Genomic DNA, 17,930 nt, shown 5'->3' with positions numbered 1-17,930 from the left:
GCTTTCCTCACCTATCAAATCAAGGTTCTGAAAATTTTGTTAAAAGGAGTGTTAAAAATGGAAAAACGTATCGTTTGTTTAGCTGGTGATGGTGTCGGCCCGGAAATTATGGAGAGTGCAAAGGAAGTATTGCATATGGTAGAGAGGCTATATGGGCATCATTTTCATTTGCAAGATGAGTACTTTGGTGGGAGTGCTATCGATTTAAATGGGCAACCATTACCACAACGAACACTTGCCGCCTGTTTAGCGAGTGATGCGGTTTTACTAGGAGCAGTTGGTGGACCAAGGTGGGATGGTGTGAAAGAAAGGCCAGAGAAAGGATTATTAGCTTTAAGAAAAGGACTTGGAGTATTTGCAAATGTTCGCCCTGTCACGGTAGAAAGCGCAACGGCACATTTATCGCCATTAAAAAAGGCTGATGAAATTGATTTCGTTGTCGTTCGTGAATTAACAGGTGGGATTTATTTTTCTTATCCGAAAGAACGAACGGACGAAGTAGCAACAGATACACTTACGTATCATCGTCATGAAATTGAACGTATCGTTTCTTATGCTTTTCAATTAGCGAGTAAGCGGAAGAAAAAAGTAACATCTATTGATAAGGCAAATGTTTTAGAGTCTAGTAAACTATGGAGAACTGTAACAGAAGAGGTAGCACTTCGATATCCAGGTGTTGAATTAGAACATATTTTAGTGGATGCCGCAGCTATGGAATTAATTCGGAATCCCGGACGGTTTGATGTAATTGTAACGGAAAATTTATTTGGGGATATTTTGAGTGACGAGGCTTCAGTATTAGCTGGATCATTAGGAATGCTGCCATCAGCTAGTCACGCGGAAAAGGGCCCTTCGCTATACGAGCCTATTCACGGATCAGCACCGGATATTGCTGGGAAAAATAAGGCGAATCCAATTGCAATGATGCGCTCTGTTGCAATGATGCTTGGGCAATCGTTCGGATTAACGAGAGAAGGGTGTGCAATTGAAGAAGCAATTTCAGCAGTCCTTAAATCAGGAAAATGTACAGCAGATATCGGAGGGACTGAAACGACAACTTCTTTTACGAAGGCAGTTATGCAAGAAATGGAAGAGCAAGCGCTAGTAGGGAGAGGAAGATAATGGGGAAAAGGTTGCTAGATAAGCTTTGGGAAAGACACATAGTTACGACAAATGAAAATGGATTAGATTTATTATATATCGATCTGCATCTTGTTCATGAAGTAACGTCACCGCAAGCCTTTGAAGGCTTGCGGCTTACAAATCGAACGGTCCGCAGACCAGATCTAACATTCGCAACGATGGATCATAATATTCCAACGAAAGATGTTTGGAATATTACCGATCGCATTGCGAAGCAGCAACTAGATACACTTCGGGAAAATTGTAAACAATTTCAGGTGCCATTGGCGGATATCGGAGATGAAGAGCAAGGGATTGTTCATGTTATCGGACCAGAATTAGGGCTCACGCAGCCAGGAAAAACAATTGTTTGTGGTGATAGTCATACAGCAACGCACGGTGCGTTTGGTGCGTTAGCATTTGGTATTGGTACGAGTGAAGTGGAACATGTATTGGCAACGCAAACGTTATGGCAACGCAAACCGAAAGCGATGGGCATTGAGTTAAAAGGGAATTTACAGAAAGGTGTTTACGCAAAAGATATTATTTTACATCTCCTTTCAAAGTACGGTGTAGCAGTTGGAACTGGATACGTAATGGAATTTTACGGAGAGACGATTCAAGTTATGGAGATGGAAGAGAGAATGACGCTTTGTAATATGGCAATTGAAGGGGGAGCAAAAGCGGGTATTATCGCGCCAGATGAAAAAACATTTGCTTACGTAAAAGGACGTAAATATGCACCGAAAGACTATGAAATATTTGAGAAGAAATGGTCCGAACTTTATACAGATGCAGATGCAATTTATGATTTGCATATTGTGGTAGATGTGACAGATTTAGCACCGTACGTTACGTGGGGAACAAACCCGAGTATGGGTGTTCGTATTGATGAAAAATTACCAGAAAAGCATGATGCAAATGAAGAAAGAGCATTTTCTTATATGGGATTAAGCCCTGGACAAAGTACGTATGACATTCCAGTTCAGCATGTTTTTATTGGATCTTGTACAAATTCCAGGCTTTCTGATTTAGAAATTGCTGCATCTGTTGTGAAAGGGAGAAAGGTAAAAGAAGGTGTGCGAGCACTCGTTGTGCCTGGATCGAAAAGAGTAAGAGAAGCTGCGATGCAAAAAGGACTACATCACATCTTTGAAGAAGCTGGATTTGAATGGAGAGAACCTGGATGTTCCATGTGTCTTGGAATGAATCCAGATCAAGTACCTGAAGGAGAACATTGTGCTTCAACTTCAAATCGTAATTTTGAAGGAAGACAAGGGAAAGGAGCACGAACACATTTAGTTAGCCCAGCAATGGCGGCAGCAGCTGCGTTATATGGGCATTTTGTTGATACTAGAAAGGAGAGTTATGATGGAGCCATTTCGTATTCATAGAGGTACTGCCGCAGTACTGATGAATGATAACATTGATACTGATCAAATTATACCGAAGCAATACTTAAAGAGAATTGAAAGGACCGGATTTGGAAAGTATTTATTCGATGAATGGCGTTATGATAATAACCGCCATGAAAACCCTAATTTTCCGCTTAATGCACAAGATAGAAAAGGGGCAAGTATATTAATTACAGGTGATAATTTTGGTTGCGGCTCTTCAAGAGAACATGCTCCGTGGGCACTTGCTGATTATGGTTTCCGCGTAATTATCGCCGGAGGGTTTGCAGATATTTTTTATATGAATTGTATGAAAAATGGTATGTTACCAATTGTAATGGATAAAGAAATGCGAGAAAAACTTGCCAAAACGGATGCGAGAGAAGAAATAGAAGTAGATTTAGAGAATGAAGTCATTACAATGAGTGCACACAGATTCCATTTTACAATCGAGAAAATGTGGAAAGAGAAATTATTAAATGGTTTAGATGAAATTAGTATTACAATGCAACATGAACAAGAAATTGTAGAGTATGAAAGGAAAGTAGCTTTATATTAAGAAATAACGGAATGTTCAAAATGTATTTACATTCAGAATTAAGTATTATATACTATGTAAAAATCAGAGGAGAAAGGGAGTAAGTGTTATGAATATCGTGCAATCTATTAAAATGCTTACACAACTACATCATCATACATAAAGCCCTTGAACCTAGCGTGAAAACGTGTAGGCACAAGGGTTATTCCCGTTGTACCTACACTCTACTAAAGAGCCTTGTAGGTATTTTGTCTACGAGGCTCTTTTTATTTTCGGTTTAGGTGCACGAAATAGGCATACATTAGAAAGGGAAAGGTGTGAGCATTTAGATGACAAAATGGAAACGGGCAAACCCAAATGGAACGAGAGATTATTTATTCGAAGAATGTACGTTAATTGAAGAAGTAGAACAAAAATTAAGGCGTACTTTTTTAGAGCGAGGTTATGAGGAAATAAGGACACCTACAATTGAATTTTATGATGTTTTTGCTTTTCAAAATAGACCGATAGATGAAGAAAAGATGTATAAATTTTTTGATGAAAAGGGACGGATTATCGTCTTGCGTCCAGATATGACAATTCCTTTAGCGAGAGTGATCGGAACGCAGAGATGTGATACGCCACTTAAACTGACGTATAGCGGGAATGTATTTCGAGCGAATGAGTCTCTTACTGGAAAATATAATGAAATTGTGCAAAGTGGTATTGAAATTATCGGGATTGATAATGTAAGAGCTGAAATTGAATGTGTCATAAGCGTCATTCAATCACTTCAAAAGTTGAAAGTGCAATCTTTTACAATAGAGATTGGGCAAGTGCAGTTATATAAATGTATTGTCAAAAAGCTCTCCATTCATGAGGAAGAGGAGAGAATACTTAGAACATATATTGAAAGTAAAAATTATGCTGCTCTATCAAATTTTATTAGAGAAAAGAAATTAGATCGATGTGATGAAACAGTAAGATTACTTGAGAAATTACCAAGGCTATTTGGGAATTTAGAAGTGATTGAGGAAGCAGAAAAACTCGCCTCAAGTAATGAAATGAAAATGGCCATTGCAAGAGTGAAAGAAATATATGAAGCAATTGAAAAACTAGGCTATGGATCTTACATATCAATTGATTTAGGTATGATTCAACATTTAGATTACTATACGGGAGTTATTTTCAAAGGGTATATATATGAAATAGGAGAAGAAATTGTTAGTGGCGGAAGATATGATGAGTTAATTGGAAATTTTGGAGAGATGCTGCCAGCTGTTGGACTCGCGGTGCAAGTCAATCAAATTGTGAAGGCGCTACAAGAGCAGCAAAAACCATATGAACGAAAGAGAATAGATATTCTGATTCATTATGAGTTAAATAGATTAGCAGAAGCGGAACGATTGCGAAATTTACTTCAAAAGGACGGGAAAAAAGTAGAGCTATCTTTATTCTCAAATATAAATGAATCCTTTCAATTTGCAAGAAAAAATCAAATAGTAACGGTCGTTGAGGCAAAGAATGAATCGTTAGTGGAATATGTATGGAACGAGAAATGGGTAATCCAGAAAGAAGGAGAAACTTCATGCGTAACATTCAAATTGCGTTAACGAAAGGAAGATTAGAAAAATATGTGATTCCGCTCTTTGAACAAATTGGAATTGATTGTTCAGAGCTCAAAAATAAAGGACGAAAGCTAGTCTTTCAAAGTAAAAATACAGACATTTCGTTTATTTTAGTGAAAGCAGTAGATGTTGCTACTTATGTAGAACATGGAGTAGCTGATATTGGAGTCGTTGGTAAAGATGTTTTAATGGAAAACGAGAAGGATATTTATGAAATGCTGGATTTGGGAGTGGGCGTGTGTAAGTTTTGTGTTGCTTCTATTCCTACTTATAACCCGAAGAGCTACCGGAAGAAACGTATTGCGACGAAATATCCACATATTACTTCTAACTATTTTCATGATAAAGGAGAGGATGTAGAAATTATAAAAATAGAAGGCTCTGTAGAAATCGCTCCTATTCTTGGATTGGCAGATGCCGTTGTTGATATTGTTGAAACCGGAAAAACATTACAAGAAAATGGACTCATTGTATTTGAAGAAATGTGTTCTATATCTGCTCGAATGATTGTAAATAAGGCTGCATTAAAAACTAAAAAAGACGAAATATTCAGTATTATAAATATGATGGAACAAGAAATTTTGTCAGGAAAATAGGAGGACTTGTTATGGAGATCGTTTGTGAAGATTTTCAAAAGGCGTTATCGAAAATAAAATTGCTACGAGAAAACGCTAATATAATAGAAGAAACTGTTCAAAGAAATGTAAGCGAAATTGTTCGAAATGTAAGGGAGAGTAGGGATGGAGCCCTATCTTTTTATACAAACAAGTTTGATGGTGTAAAGGTGGAAGAGTTTCGTGTAAGTGAAGAAGAAATAAAACAAGCGAGTATGTTTGTAGAGAATTCATTTTTAGAAGCGTTGCAAGAGGCGAAGAAAAACATTATTTCATATCATGAAAAGCAAAAAAGGCAATCCATATTCGATTGCGCGAGTAAAGGCATCATTAGAGGACAAATCATTCGGCCGTTAGAAAATGTAGGGGTATATGTGCCGGGCGGAACTGCTTCGTATCCTTCGTCAGTATTAATGAATGTATTGCCAGCAAAACTAGCTGGTGTGAAAAAGATTGTAATGGTAACACCGCCGAGAGATGGAGGAATTGATCCACATGTTTTAGTTGCTGCAAGCCTGGCAGGAGTAGATGAAATTTATACGATAGGTGGTGCGCAAGCAATTGCTGCTTTAGCATACGGGACGGAATCGATTCCGAAAGTGGATAAAATAGTTGGACCGGGAAATTTGTACGTCGCTCTGGCGAAACGAGAAGTATACGGAATAGTAAATATTGATATGATTGCTGGACCCTCAGAAATTGTAGTTATCGCTGATGAAACCGGCAATGCAAAATATATTGCTGCTGATTTATTATCACAAGCAGAACATGACGTAAGAGCAACGGCAATTTGTATTACAACGAATATAAAGTTAGCAAAAGAAGTAGAAAAAGAGATAGAAAGACAGTTAGAAACATTGCCAAGAAGCGAAATCGCCCGTGAATCGATAAATAGAAATGGAGCCATTTTTATCGTTCCTTCTTTAGATGAAGCACTTCAATTATCGAATGAAATTGCCCCGGAACATTTAGAGTTACATATAAAAGAACCGATGAATGCTCTAGCTTATGTGAAACATGCAGGATCTATCTTTCTTGGATCATATTCACCGGAACCGCTCGGTGATTATTTAGCGGGGCCGAATCACGTATTACCGACAAGTGGAACGGCAAGGTTTTTCTCACCATTATCAGTCGATGATTTCGTGAAAAAATCAAGCTTTTTGTCTTACACGGAGGAAGCGTTAAGAGATGTACAACATCATATTGTAGAACTTGCCAATAAAGAAGGGCTACATGCGCATGCGAGAGCAATTCAAATAAGATTTGAGGAGGAAGAATAATGCGTGAGTCCAGTCAAATACGTGAGACGACAGAGACAAGAATAAAATTAAGTTTGCAGCTTGATGAAGGAAAGAACGTTTCTATACAAACCGGAGTTGGATTTTTTGATCATATGCTAACTTTATTTGCAAGGCATGGAAGGTTTGGTTTGCAAGTGGAGGCGGAAGGCGATGTATTCGTTGATGCGCATCATACAGTTGAAGATGTTGGGATTGTACTTGGAAATTGTTTGAAAGAAGCATTGCAAAATAAAGAGGGGATTAACAGGTACGGCGCAGCATATGTGCCGATGGATGAATCTTTAGGTTTTGTCGCAATTGATATTAGCGGGCGCTCATATATTGTATTTCAAGGAGAATTAACGAATCCGAAGCTAGGGGATTTTGATACAGAACTAACAGAAGAATTTTTTAGAGCAGTTGCTCATGCTGCCAATATTACATTACATGCTCGCATTTTATATGGAAGCAATACACATCACAAAATTGAAGCGTTATTTAAAGCATTTGGTAGAGCGCTTAGAGAAGCGGTCGAAAGGAATGCCAACATTACTGGTGTAAATTCAACGAAAGGGATGTTGTAATTGATTGCCATTATAGATTATGGAATGGGAAATATTCGTAGTGTAGAACAAGCATTAAAATATATTGGAGCAGCGTACATCGTAACGAGTGATAAAGAAGAGATTTTTAGAAGTGATGGAGTGATTTTACCAGGAGTAGGTGCATTTCCAAAAGCGATGGATATATTGGAAGAAAAAGATTTAGTGCGTGTGTTAAAAGAAGTTGGAAGTTCAGGAAAACCGCTGCTAGGTATTTGCTTAGGAATGCAGCTTTTATTTGAAAAAAGTGAGGAATTACAAGGCTGTAACGGATTGAATTTATTACCAGGTATCATTCGGAAATTAAAAGTTCCTTATAAAATTCCACATATGGGATGGAATGAGTTAAAGAAAGAGGGAGAAATAGAGCTTTGGAATGGAGTAGAGGACGGTTCTTTCGTATATTATGTTCACTCTTATTATGCAGATTGTTCGAATGAAATTGTGTATGGGATAAGTGAATATGGAGTGAAAGTACCTGGTTTTGTAGCAAAAGGTAATATATACGGCGCACAGTTTCATCCTGAAAAAAGCGGTGACATTGGCATGCAAATGTTGAAAAATTTCAAAGGAGTGGTAGAAACATGGAAATCTTCCCAGCTATCGATTTAAAAGAAGGGCGATGCGTTAGACTTTATCAAGGAGAGTTTAGTAAAGAAACAGTAATGAATGAAGACCCAGTTGCACAAGCGATTATATTCGAAAAATTTGGAGCGAAAACATTACACATTGTTGATTTAGATGGTGCAATTGCTGGGGAATCATTAAACTTGCCAATCATTGAAAAAATTTGTAAGGCGGTACGTATTCCTGTGCAAGTTGGAGGAGGAATTCGCTCACTTGTAGCGGTAGAGAAATTATTTTCAGTAGGTGTAGATAAAGTGATTTTAGGAACGGCTGCTCTTTATGATAAGGCATTTTTAGAAGCAGCAGTTCTTCTATATAAAGAAAAAATCATCGTTGGAATTGATGCGAAAAATGGTTTCGTCGCAACGAGAGGCTGGCTTGATGTGTCTGAAATTTCTTACATTGATTTAGCAAAACAAATGGAGAATGTAGGTGTTCAAACAATTGTGTTTACAGACATTTCGAAAGACGGAACACTTGCAGGGCCGAATTTAGAGCAATTAGAGTTACTACAAAAAAGCGTGGGTCTTCGTCTCATTGCTTCTGGAGGAGTTGCATCTATTCAAGATGTGAAGAAATTAAATGATATGAATATATACGGTGTCATAATTGGTAAGGCTCTTTACGAGAAAACGATTGATTTAGAAGAAGTGCTAGAGGTAACAAAGTTATGTTAGCAAAACGCATTATTCCATGTCTAGATGTGAAAGAAGGGCGAGTCGTAAAGGGGATAAATTTTATAGGATTACAAGACGTCGGTGACCCTGTTGAAATAGCAGCTGTATATAATGATGCGGGAGCAGATGAAATAGTATTTTTAGATATTACGGCAACGCATGAAGGACGAAAAACGATTATAGATGTTGTAGAAAAAACGGCTTCAAAAGTATTCATTCCTCTTACAGTTGGCGGAGGAATTTCAAGTGTGAAAGATATGTACAATTTACTAAGAGCTGGAGCAGATAAAGTTTCAATTAACTCAGCGGCAGTGCGAAATCCAAAATTAATCGAAGAAGGGGCACAGCATTTTGGTTCACAATGTATTGTCGTAGCAATTGATGCTAGAAAAGTAGCAGAAGATAAGTGGAATGTATATGTGAACGGCGGAAGAGTTGATACGGGAATGGATGCCATCGAATGGGCGAAGCGCGTTGTTATGCTCGGGGCAGGTGAAATTCTATTAACGAGTATGGATGCAGATGGAACGAAAAATGGATATGACCTTCGTTTAACTGAAGAAATTTCAAAAAGCGTTTCCGTACCAGTCATCGCGTCAGGTGGATGTGGTCATGTTGATCACATTATAGAAGTCTTTCAAAAGACAACAGTTGATGCAGCACTAGCGGCATCAATCTTTCATTATGGTGAGGCGACAGTGCAGGACGTAAAGAGAAAATTAAAAAATGCAAATGTTGAGGTGCGGTTATGAAGCCTAGCTTTTCAAAAGGATTAATACCGGCAGTTGTCATCGAAGAGGATACGAGAGAAGTTTTAATGCTAGCTTATATGAATGAAGAAGCGTATGAAAAGACGCTAGAAACGAAAAGAACATGGTTTTATTCCCGTTCGAGACAATCTTTGTGGAATAAAGGAAAAACATCAGGAAATGTCCAATATGTGCAATCTCTTTATTTAGATTGTGATCAAGATTCAATCGTTGTTGTCGTAAAGCAAGTAGGACCTGCTTGCCATACGGGAGAAAAAACATGTTTTCACTACAAAATTATATAGGGGGATACATATGGGAAATGCCTTTAAATTACTATTTGAAACAATTGAAGAACGAAAGGAAAATCCACTTCCTGAATCATATACAAATTACTTGTTTTCAAAAGGAGAAGATAAAATTTTAAAGAAAATTGGTGAGGAATGTTCTGAAGTAATCATCGCATCTAAAAATAATGACAAAGAAGAGTTAGTGAAAGAAATGGTTGATGTATTGTATCACTGCTTCGTTTTATTAGCTGAAAAAAATATATCATTAGAAGATATTATGGAGGAAGTGACAGAAAGAAATGGGAAGCTTTCGAGAGTAGGGGACAGAAGAGAAATAGATACATTATAGGGGGAATGTGTATGAAAGTGGATTATCACATTCATTTAGAAGAAGGGCCATATTCAATAGGATGGCTAGCTAAAATAAATGAAGCATTACAACACTATGAACCGCTTAAAGAAGAAAAACATTCTATGGAATGGCTTGTGAAAACACAAGAACGCCTGCAAAGACGTGTGAATGAAGGGCCATTTACAACGAACTGGATTGATTTATATTTAGAAGAAGCTTTGCGAAAAGGGATAAAAGAAGTTGGTATTGTCGATCATTTATACCGTTTTTATGAAGCGAAAGAATACTATGAAAAATATGTTGATATTAGTAATTCGGGGCTTGGACGTTTACAAAAGGAATGGTTAGACCAAGTAAGGGTAGCTTCACTACATGATTTTACTAAGGCAATTGAAGAGGCGAAAGAACGATGGAGTAAAAGAGGCGTTACGCTTAAACTTGGAATTGAAGCGGACTATTTTATTGGTGGTGAACAAGAATTACAATCTTTACTGGCATTAGGAGACTTTGATTATGTAATTGGTTCTGTTCATTTTTTAAATGGATGGGGATTTGATAATCCAGACACGAAAGAATATTTTGAGCAACATGACTTATGTGCTTTATATGATACGTTTTTCAAAACTGTAGAGAGTGCGGTTCGCTCTGAGTTATTTGATATTATAGCGCATCTTGATAACATAAAAGTATTTAATTATCGATTAGATGAGAATGAACAACTTTCTTATTATAAGGAAATTGCGCGTGCATTAGTAGAAACAAATACGGCAACAGAAATAAATGCGGGACTGTACTATCGCTATCCTGTGCGAGAAATGTGCCCGAGTCCGCTCTATTTACAAGTATTAGCTAAGCATGGTGTACCGATTACTCTCTCCTCGGATGCTCATTATCCGAATGATTTAGGAAAATATGTGGAAGAGAATATAAAGACATTACGTAATCATGATATTTCTCACTTAGCTACATTTACGAAAAGAGTAAGAACGATGAGATTACTGGAAGAAGTAGTAACAATTTCAAAATGAACTACGATTTTTTGATGAAAACCCTCCTTTTTGTTCAAAATAAGAAAGAATAAAAAGGAGGGAAAGAAATGGCGAAACAACAAAATAAACCAAATGTACAAGGTGCACAGCAACAATCGTATACTTCTGAAACAACGAATACTGCTCAGTCAGTTATTGAGGAGCAAATTAGTGATACAGTTGCAGAAGGAACGATTGATGTGAAGCTCGGAAAAGCATCGCAGGAAAAAGCGTAAGAAGAGGGGAGAGTTACATCTCCTCTTTTTTCATGGAAAAGTGTCGATTTTCAAAACTATAATCAAATTCCTTGGTTTTTATATGTGGATTTCTTACAATGAAATATAAGAGATATCTTATTTTCTATAGAAGAGGTGTTAGTAGTGGCAAAAATATTAGTAGCAGGGAAAATTCCAACAATCGGATTAGAATTATTAAAAGATTATGATGTAGAAATGTATGATAAAGAGGCGCTAATTTCTTTAGATGAATTAACAGAGCGTGTAAAAGATAAAGATGCATTGTTAAGCCTACTTTCTACAAAGGTGACAAAAGAAGTGATTGATGCGGCACCTAATTTGAAGATTGTTGCAAACTACGGTGCTGGTTACGATAATATTGATTACTCGTATGCCGGAGGAAAAGGGATTGCGGTAACGAATACACCGAAAGTATCAACGGAAGCGACAGCAGAATTAACATTTGCACTTCTTTTAGCAGCTGCACGTAGAATTCCTGAAGGTGATACGCTATGTCGTACAACTGGATTTAACGGATGGGCTCCATTATTTTTCTTAGGCCGCGAAGTACATGGTAAAACAATTGGAATTATTGGCCTTGGAGAAATCGGAAAGGCAGTTGCAAAGCGTGCGAAAGCATTCGGAATGAACGTTTTATATACAGGACCAAATCGAAAACCTACAGCTGAAAGTGAATTGGAAGCAACATATGTAACATTGGAAGAATTGTTACAAACGGCAGACTTTATTACAATTAACTGTGCGTATAATCCGAAATTGCATCATATGATTGATGAAGAGCAGTTTAAAATGATGAAGAAAACAGCGTACATTGTAAATGCCTCACGTGGACCAATTATGAATGAAGCGGCACTTGCTCAAGCATTAAAAACGAATGAAATTGAAGGGGCAGCTCTTGACGTGTTTGAATTTGAACCGAAAATTACCGAAGAGCTAAAAGAATTAAAGAATGTAGTACTTGCTCCTCACGTAGGAAATGCAACCTTTGAAACGCGTGATGCGATGGCTGAAATGGCAGTAAGAAATATTTTAGCCGTATTAAACGGTGAAGAGCCTGTAACACCTGTAAATCAAAAAGTATTGGTTACAAAATAAAAAGAAACCTTCCGGAATCGGAAGGTTTTTTATTTTTCTTTATTTGCTCTTTTAGATGGTCTTTGTCTAAGAAATTGAGATAGCATATACAAAATATATAGTGGAATAGCAATGAATAAGAAAACAGAAAAATTACCGAACCCTGTTTGGTACATTGTAATAATGATTCCAACTAAAAATAGTGTAATAATGATGCTATATCGTGGAATTGGTACATCTTTTAAACTTGGGATACGAATGCGGCTTACCATTAAAAATGCGAACGTTACAAATACTGTAATAAGAACGATTTTTGGAATGGTATGTGAAAATAATGTTAAGAAAGCAACAAGCCCACCGGCTGCTGTAATCGGTACCCCAGTGAAATATTTCATTGAAGTAGAAGATGGTGTTACATTAAATCGTGCTAAACGATATGCCCCGAAAAGAGGGAATAATCCCGCTATGTATAGACCGATGATTCCGTAGTTGGAGAAAGATGTGTAATACATTAAAACAGCAGGTGCTGCACCAAATGTTACGACATCTGCAAGTGAGTCGAGCTCTTTTCCCATTTGTGAATCAACACGTAATAAACGAGCAACACGCCCATCAAGACTATCTAACATCATCCCGATAAGTACTAAAATAGCAGCTGATTTATAATATCCTAAAGATGCATAGCCGATTGACAAGAATCCACTATATAAATTTCCGAGCGTAAATAAGTTTGGAATAGCTGCTCTATACAAAATCTGATCCCTTGCTTTCTGTAATAAATTCTTAATTAGTGTATGAAAGTTTACTTATTTTATCATACCATAAATTTCTTCCTCATACGAAAGAAATTCCCAATTTGTGAAAGATTTCATTGAAGAATAATTTCATAGAAGAATAATTTGAATAAAAAAGAAGCAACTTTTATAATTTTGCTTCTTTTTTATTCAAATCTCGTTTTCATAGTTCCGGTTTTATACCGATTGTTAGGATCGAAACGTAATAAATCTCCATAAATGAGTTTGTCCGAGAGTTTCAATTCAGTTTTTGCTTTTTCAATATTTGGTTGACATAATGAAATGTCCGCCTCTTCACCTGTATTTCGTTTATAGCACATGTTTTTTGTATAAACATAATCTTTTGAAACGAAGCTGCCATCCCGCATTACCATAAGTGGGTCTTCTTCTTTAATAAATAAGTCAGTTCCAAATTCAACTGATTGATTTGTTTTAATACCAAGTAAATGAAGTAGTGTTGGTTTAATATCAATTTGACCAGATACTTTAGAAATGACTTTTCCTTCTTGACCAGGTACATGAATAATGAGAGGGACGCGTTGTAATTGCATAGAATCAAACGGTGTAATAGCGTCTTTCCCAAGGAACTGAGCCATAGCTGCGTTATGGTTTTCAGAAATACCGTAATGATCTCCATAAATGACGATAACTGAATTATCATACAGTCCTTCATCTTTTAATTGTTTAATAAATAGTTTAAGAGCTTCATCCGTGTAGCGAACAGTTGGGAAGTAACGGTTTACAACACCACTTTCTGAATTAAACTCATCAACATATTGATCTTCTGGATTTAGAAGAAATGGAAAATGATTTGTTAAAGTAATGAATTTTGTATAGAACGGTTGTGTTAAAGATTTTAGCTTTGGAATAGATTGTTCAAAGAACTCTTTATCTTTTAACCCCCAACCGACAGACATTTGTTCTGTGCCTACGTAATCATTTAAATTAAAGTAACGATCATATCCAAGTGCAGGATACATTACATCACGATTCCAAAACGCTTTATCATTTGAATGGAAGACAGCAGAAGAATATCCGTATTTCTTTAATTGTTCTGGTGTAGCTGTATATTCATTTGTTGCGTGAGTAAAGAATACAGAACCGCGGTCTAACGGATAAAGTGAATTTTCAACGATAAATTCAGCATCAGAAGTTTTACCTTGTCCTGTTTGATGATAGAAGTTATCGAAATAAAAACTATCTTTAATAAATTCGTTTAAAAATGGAGTAATTTCTTTTCCATTTATTTTTTTATTAATAACAAAACTTTGTGTAGATTCCATTGAAATCAAAATTACATTTTTACCTTTTGCAGCTCCAAATAAGTTCTTATCAACTTGCTTATCTTTTGAGTCTGTATAGTTTTTAATTTCAGAGAACCCGTCCCCACTTGCAAATACACGTTCAGCTGAAGATTTTGATTGAAGTGTAATATCGAATAGATGATATGTGTATAAACCTAAATTTTTCACGACAGTTTGACGGTCAAATGAGCGTGAGAACATTTGTGGTTTATAAATAACGGAAACAACAATCTGTAGTGCTAATAGAGCTGTTACACCGCTAAAGAAAGTTCGCTTCTCAGAGCGAGAAAGCGGCGTCTTGTCACAAAATGCCGGGAATTTACGCGAAAGAAACATTAAAATAATCGCATCTGCAAATAAAAGTAATGTTTTATACGTAAAGAGTTCTTTTATACTTGTCCCTAAATCAGCCATATTATTTGTTTGGAATAACACTGGGAATGTAACGAAATCGTTATAAAACCCATAAAACATTGCATTTCCAAATAAAATGAATGAAAGTATAAAACTAATTCCAACTATAATGCGGTTCCGGTGTTTAGATGCAAATAAAGCAAAACCGAAAAATAAAAGTAACGCAGCCAGTGGATTAATAAAAAGCATAAATTCTTCAAAGAAATTATCAATTTTAATATCAAATGCTAGCTTGTACACAATATATGTTTTTATCCATAATAAAACGACTGCAACGAGTGCGAATCGCAGTTTTGGAAACAGACGTTGTAGCATAATATACTCCTCTCCTAAAAAGCATGACGGTTCTTATGAGTCGATTTGATTAGCGCCTCATTTTATATATACGAACAGTCCTTTGTTATTATGTTTATTATACTATGAGTATCATTATACGAAAATAAAAGAGAGTTGTGGACTTTTTTATAATAATTGAGTAGAAAAAGGGCAGTAGGAGACAATAAAACGGAGTTTCTATGTATGATTATCGTGCGCAGAAAGAATCGTGTAACAATACGGAGGTTATAATGCGAAAATTATTATATTTTATAGTATGCAGTAGTGTTATACTTTTTGCTTCACCGAGTGTGTCGGTAGCTCAATATGATGCACCTCTTATGGAAGATGCCCTTTATTCTGTGTTATTCCCGAAAATAAATAAAGCAATTGAAAAACAATATGGGAGCTTGAAGCCTTATCAATGTCCTAAAATTATTAGTTTAAAAAAAATGTATAGCGGTACATATTTATTTCAAGCGAGTATTGAAGTGATAAAGTATGAACGTGTTGCTGGGAAAATTGCTCCACCATTTGAGAAGGTAACGATTACATTTAATAACGAAGAAGGCGAATGGGAAGTGACAAAGATTTTAGTAAAGCGCTTACCAAACGATACGAAACTAAACTGTAAAAAAACAATATAAAAAATTGTTTGACAAATAAAATGATCCTTTGGTATTGTTAATAGCAACAATTAGATGTTTGAAAATTAAATAGACTTACCTCATCTACTCTCAAAGGTAGAGGCCGCGATAGGAAAGAGTAAGCTATGGGAGATTTAATGGAATCTGTGATCATAGGTTGAAAGGGACTATTGCCGAAATATAAGAATAACCATCTTATTCATATATTGGGACTGCATTGAATAAATGTAGTACTGTCATAAGATTTATTTTATGGAGAGCTATTTGGAGATGTTGATGCGGTTTCTTATTTTGAGGAGATAACAACTCGTTTATTTTTTCAATATATATTTTTCCTAATAAGAAACGCGTGTGAACATTGTTCCGCGCGTTTTTTGTCTATCTAAAAGCGTGCTGCAATGAATAGAAGATTGGGGTTATGAGTTTTAGAGGAAATAAGGGAGGAATTCAAATGTATTTACACGGCACAAGCCGAATCAATGGGCAAGGACACTTAGAAATTGGAGGGTGCGATACGACGCAGCTAGCAAAACAATACGGAACACCACTTTATGTATACGATGAAGAGTCAATTCGAGGAAAGTGCCGCGCGTTTCATCGTGCTTTTAAAGAAAGTGGTTTCTCTTATCAAGTAGCATATGCAAGCAAGGCGTTCTTGTGCATGGAGATGTGCCGAGTAGCTCGTGAAGAGAATATGTCATTAGATGTTGTTTCTGGAGGAGAATTATATACTGCGCTTCAAGCGGGATTTCCAGCATCGCGTATTCATTTTCACGGCAATAATAAAACAGAAGAAGAGATCGTGATGGCTCTTCAGGCGAATATTGGTTGTTTTGTCGTAGATAATTTCTTGGAATTAGAAATTTTGCATGATTTAGCAGTGCAACACGGGAAATTTGTGAACATATTAATCCGTGTAACGCCTGGAGTAGAGGCGCACACACATGAATATATTACAACAGGTCAAGATGATTCGAAATTTGGATTTGGCGTATCAAATGGTCAAGCGATGCAGGCAATTGAGCTTGCTTTACAAAAATCAAATTATAATGTGTTAGGAATTCATTCACATATCGGATCGCAAATATTTGAAACGGCTGGATTTGTTCGAGCGATTGAAGTTCTTCATCAATTTTTAGAAGAAGTGAGAGAGCGAACGAACTATGTAGTAAAAGTGCTAAATGTGGGCGGAGGATTCGGAATACGCTACACAGAGTCAGATACACCATTAACTCTTGAGACATATGTGCGTGCTGTAACAAGTGCAGTGAGAGAACAATTTACAGTATATAATTATCCATTGCCAGAAATATGGGTTGAGCCAGGCCGTAGTATTGTAGGCGATGCTGGAACGACAATTTATACAGTCGGATCTGTGAAAGACATTCCTGGTATTCGGAAATATGTATCAGTGGATGGTGGGATGACTGATAATTTAAGACCAGCTTTATATAACGCTCGTTATGAAGCGATGTTAGCGAATCGAGGGAATGATGAGAATGAGGAAATCGTTTCGATTGCTGGGAAGTGCTGTGAGAGTGGAGATATGTTAATTTGGGATATTACTCTACCGAAAGTTGCTTCTGCCGATTTATTAGCAATTTCTTGTACAGGGGCATATGGGTACTCGATGGCGAATAATTATAATCGGATTCGTAGACCAGCTGTCGTCTTCGCGAAAGGCGGTACATCCCAAATTGTTGTAGAGCGCGAAACATATGAAAATATTATTGGGAACGATCGCATACGTATTAAAGAACTTGTTTAAATGGGGAAAAGGAGTTGTTCGGATGGGCAATTCCTTTTTTATAAAATAAAATAATTAAAATATATCGGAAAACTAGGATTGAAAAAAATCAGAATTATGATAAAATACAAATACAAAGCTTATCAAGAGAAGCGGAGGGAACTGGCCCGACGAAGCTCGGCAACCTGCTTATAGAAAGCAAGGTGCTAAATCCAGCAAAATGGAATCCATTTTGAAAGATAAGGTAAAATATATTACCGAACAGTCTTTTCGAAATGGGAAAGATTTTTTTTATGAATAAAAAGGGGGGCTGTTCGCGTGAGCGTACGGGAACATTTTGAGGAAGTGTCTGAGAAAATTCAAGCGATGCTTGCTGATATGAAATATGGTTCAATTACAATTGTTGTGCAAGATGGGAAAGTTATTCAATTAGAGAAAAGTGAAAAGGTACGTTTAAAGTAAAAAGCGCTGACTAGAAAAACTAGAGGCGGTTTT

At 36.6% G+C, this 17,930-nt stretch carries 20 protein-coding genes and 2 riboswitches; of the genes, 18 read left to right on the top strand and 2 right to left on the bottom strand.

Going from position 1 to position 17,930, the window contains the following annotated elements; all coding sequences use genetic code 11:
• Positions 1–57 precede the first annotated feature (57 nt).
• The 15 genes from leuB to DN390_RS25870 all read left to right on the top strand — a co-directional run bounded on the left by leuB (position 58) and on the right by DN390_RS25870 (position 12,235).
• Positions 58–1,122, top strand: coding sequence for a 3-isopropylmalate dehydrogenase (gene leuB, locus DN390_RS25940; RefSeq protein ID WP_060630098.1), 1,065 nt, complete (start codon positions 58–60; stop codon positions 1,120–1,122).
• Complete coding sequence (gene leuC, locus DN390_RS25935; protein ID WP_060630099.1) at positions 1,122–2,516, top strand: 3-isopropylmalate dehydratase large subunit; 1,395 nt, start codon at positions 1,122–1,124, stop codon at positions 2,514–2,516. Before leuB ends, leuC begins: the two co-directional genes overlap by 1 nt.
• Positions 2,494–3,075: a 3-isopropylmalate dehydratase small subunit gene (gene leuD, locus DN390_RS25930; RefSeq protein ID WP_060630100.1), complete on the top strand. Its 582-nt coding sequence runs from the start codon at positions 2,494–2,496 to the stop codon at positions 3,073–3,075. The genes leuC and leuD overlap by 23 nt, the downstream gene beginning before the upstream one ends.
• A gap of 308 nt (positions 3,076–3,383) precedes the next feature.
• Positions 3,384–4,646 carry an ATP phosphoribosyltransferase regulatory subunit gene (gene hisZ / locus DN390_RS25925; protein ID WP_147808841.1) on the top strand — a complete coding sequence of 421 codons (1,263 nt, stop codon included), beginning with the start codon at positions 3,384–3,386 and terminating at the stop codon, positions 4,644–4,646.
• Positions 4,622–5,257: an ATP phosphoribosyltransferase gene (gene hisG, locus DN390_RS25920; protein WP_060630102.1), complete on the top strand. Its 636-nt coding sequence runs from the start codon at positions 4,622–4,624 to the stop codon at positions 5,255–5,257. Before hisZ ends, hisG begins: the two co-directional genes overlap by 25 nt.
• An 11-nt stretch (positions 5,258–5,268) precedes the next feature.
• A complete protein-coding gene (gene hisD, locus DN390_RS25915) occupies positions 5,269–6,558 on the top strand; it encodes a histidinol dehydrogenase (RefSeq protein ID WP_060630103.1) in 1,290 nt (429 codons plus the stop codon).
• Positions 6,558–7,142 carry an imidazoleglycerol-phosphate dehydratase HisB gene (gene hisB / locus DN390_RS25910; protein ID WP_060630104.1) on the top strand — a complete coding sequence of 195 codons (585 nt, stop codon included), beginning with the start codon at positions 6,558–6,560 and terminating at the stop codon, positions 7,140–7,142. The genes hisD and hisB overlap by 1 nt, the downstream gene beginning before the upstream one ends.
• On the top strand, positions 7,143–7,772 hold the full coding sequence (gene hisH / locus DN390_RS25905) for an imidazole glycerol phosphate synthase subunit HisH (RefSeq protein WP_060630105.1): 630 nt from the start codon (positions 7,143–7,145) through the stop codon (positions 7,770–7,772).
• Entirely contained in the window at positions 7,745–8,464 is a 720-nt protein-coding gene (gene hisA / locus DN390_RS25900) for a 1-(5-phosphoribosyl)-5-[(5-phosphoribosylamino)methylideneamino]imidazole-4-carboxamide isomerase (RefSeq protein WP_060630106.1), read from the top strand. The genes hisH and hisA overlap by 28 nt, the downstream gene beginning before the upstream one ends.
• The gene (gene hisF, locus DN390_RS25895; RefSeq protein ID WP_060630107.1) at positions 8,458–9,216 is read left to right on the top strand and encodes an imidazoleglycerol phosphate synthase cyclase subunit; all 759 of its coding nucleotides are present in this window, start codon (positions 8,458–8,460) and stop codon (positions 9,214–9,216) included. Before hisA ends, hisF begins: the two co-directional genes overlap by 7 nt.
• Positions 9,213–9,518 (top strand): phosphoribosyl-AMP cyclohydrolase, encoded by a 306-nt coding sequence (gene hisI / locus DN390_RS25890; RefSeq protein WP_060630108.1) that lies wholly within the window; start codon positions 9,213–9,215, stop codon positions 9,516–9,518. The genes hisF and hisI (DN390_RS25890) overlap by 4 nt, the downstream gene beginning before the upstream one ends.
• Positions 9,519–9,528: 10 nt before the next feature.
• Positions 9,529–9,852, top strand: a complete 324-nt coding sequence (gene hisI, locus DN390_RS25885; RefSeq protein WP_060630109.1) for a phosphoribosyl-ATP pyrophosphatase — start codon at positions 9,529–9,531, stop codon at positions 9,850–9,852.
• Positions 9,853–9,863: 11 nt separating this feature from the next.
• Positions 9,864–10,883 (top strand): histidinol phosphate phosphatase domain-containing protein, encoded by a 1,020-nt coding sequence (locus DN390_RS25880; protein ID WP_147808840.1) that lies wholly within the window; start codon positions 9,864–9,866, stop codon positions 10,881–10,883.
• Between the two features lie 68 nt (positions 10,884–10,951).
• A complete protein-coding gene (locus DN390_RS25875; protein ID WP_147808839.1) occupies positions 10,952–11,119 on the top strand; it encodes a YozQ family protein in 168 nt (55 codons plus the stop codon).
• Between the two features lie 144 nt (positions 11,120–11,263).
• Positions 11,264–12,235, top strand: a complete 972-nt coding sequence (locus DN390_RS25870; RefSeq protein WP_147808838.1) for an NAD(P)-dependent oxidoreductase — start codon at positions 11,264–11,266, stop codon at positions 12,233–12,235.
• Positions 12,236–12,264: 29 nt separating this feature from the next.
• Here DN390_RS25870 and pssA read toward each other — a convergent pair whose 3' ends face one another.
• Positions 12,265–12,966 carry a CDP-diacylglycerol--serine O-phosphatidyltransferase gene (gene pssA, locus DN390_RS25865; RefSeq protein WP_000285422.1) on the bottom strand — a complete coding sequence of 234 codons (702 nt, stop codon included), beginning with the start codon at positions 12,964–12,966 and terminating at the stop codon, positions 12,265–12,267.
• Positions 12,967–13,154: 188 nt separating this feature from the next.
• Positions 13,155–15,041 carry an LTA synthase family protein gene (locus DN390_RS25860; RefSeq protein ID WP_147808837.1) on the bottom strand — a complete coding sequence of 629 codons (1,887 nt, stop codon included), beginning with the start codon at positions 15,039–15,041 and terminating at the stop codon, positions 13,155–13,157.
• A 251-nt stretch (positions 15,042–15,292) separates the two neighbouring features.
• Between DN390_RS25860 and DN390_RS25855 the strand changes: the two genes are divergently transcribed.
• From DN390_RS25855 to DN390_RS25845, 3 genes are all read left to right on the top strand, one after another.
• Complete coding sequence (locus DN390_RS25855; protein WP_170955067.1) at positions 15,293–15,688, top strand: DUF3888 domain-containing protein; 396 nt, start codon at positions 15,293–15,295, stop codon at positions 15,686–15,688.
• A gap of 89 nt (positions 15,689–15,777) precedes the next feature.
• Positions 15,778–15,959, top strand: a riboswitch (Lysine riboswitch).
• Between the two features lie 180 nt (positions 15,960–16,139).
• Complete coding sequence (lysA, locus tag DN390_RS25850; RefSeq protein WP_147808835.1) at positions 16,140–17,456, top strand: diaminopimelate decarboxylase; 1,317 nt, start codon at positions 16,140–16,142, stop codon at positions 17,454–17,456.
• Between the two features lie 116 nt (positions 17,457–17,572).
• Positions 17,573–17,681, top strand: a riboswitch (SAM riboswitch).
• 72 nt (positions 17,682–17,753) lie between these two features.
• Positions 17,754–17,897 (top strand): YezD family protein, encoded by a 144-nt coding sequence (locus DN390_RS25845; RefSeq protein WP_000116163.1) that lies wholly within the window; start codon positions 17,754–17,756, stop codon positions 17,895–17,897.
• The last annotated feature ends 33 nt before the right edge of the window (positions 17,898–17,930 follow it).

Origin of the sequence: Bacillus sp. SH7-1 (assembly GCF_008042405.1) — a bacterium.
In the GTDB taxonomy this organism is placed as follows: Bacteria; Bacillota; Bacilli; order Bacillales; family Bacillaceae_G; genus Bacillus_A; species Bacillus_A thuringiensis_N.
The sequence above is the reverse complement of the archived record's forward strand: the minus strand, read 5'-3'. Positions and strand labels throughout refer to the sequence as shown.

What these genes read in the sequence shown, in the direction of transcription:
- hisF (WP_060630107.1), top strand. Translation starts at nt 8,458, where the DNA reads ATGTTAGCAAAACGCATTATTCCATGTCTAGATGTGAAAGAAGGGCGA.
- hisG (WP_060630102.1), top strand. Translation starts at nt 4,622, where the DNA reads ATGCGTAACATTCAAATTGCGTTAACGAAAGGAAGATTAGAAAAATAT.
- hisA (WP_060630106.1), top strand. Translation starts at nt 7,745, where the DNA reads ATGGAAATCTTCCCAGCTATCGATTTAAAAGAAGGGCGATGCGTTAGA.
- hisB (WP_060630104.1), top strand. Translation starts at nt 6,558, where the DNA reads ATGCGTGAGTCCAGTCAAATACGTGAGACGACAGAGACAAGAATAAAA.
- leuB (WP_060630098.1), top strand. Translation starts at nt 58, where the DNA reads ATGGAAAAACGTATCGTTTGTTTAGCTGGTGATGGTGTCGGCCCGGAA.
- DN390_RS25875 (WP_147808839.1), top strand. Translation starts at nt 10,952, where the DNA reads ATGGCGAAACAACAAAATAAACCAAATGTACAAGGTGCACAGCAACAA.
- DN390_RS25880 (WP_147808840.1), top strand. Translation starts at nt 9,864, where the DNA reads ATGAAAGTGGATTATCACATTCATTTAGAAGAAGGGCCATATTCAATA.
- hisI (WP_060630108.1), top strand. Translation starts at nt 9,213, where the DNA reads ATGAAGCCTAGCTTTTCAAAAGGATTAATACCGGCAGTTGTCATCGAA.
- DN390_RS25855 (WP_170955067.1), top strand. Translation starts at nt 15,293, where the DNA reads ATGCGAAAATTATTATATTTTATAGTATGCAGTAGTGTTATACTTTTT.
- DN390_RS25860 (WP_147808837.1), bottom strand. Translation starts at nt 15,041, where the DNA reads ATGCTACAACGTCTGTTTCCAAAACTGCGATTCGCACTCGTTGCAGTC.
- leuD (WP_060630100.1), top strand. Translation starts at nt 2,494, where the DNA reads ATGGAGCCATTTCGTATTCATAGAGGTACTGCCGCAGTACTGATGAAT.
- hisI (WP_060630109.1), top strand. Translation starts at nt 9,529, where the DNA reads ATGGGAAATGCCTTTAAATTACTATTTGAAACAATTGAAGAACGAAAG.
- hisZ (WP_147808841.1), top strand. Translation starts at nt 3,384, where the DNA reads ATGACAAAATGGAAACGGGCAAACCCAAATGGAACGAGAGATTATTTA.
- lysA (WP_147808835.1), top strand. Translation starts at nt 16,140, where the DNA reads ATGTATTTACACGGCACAAGCCGAATCAATGGGCAAGGACACTTAGAA.
- hisD (WP_060630103.1), top strand. Translation starts at nt 5,269, where the DNA reads ATGGAGATCGTTTGTGAAGATTTTCAAAAGGCGTTATCGAAAATAAAA.
- leuC (WP_060630099.1), top strand. Translation starts at nt 1,122, where the DNA reads ATGGGGAAAAGGTTGCTAGATAAGCTTTGGGAAAGACACATAGTTACG.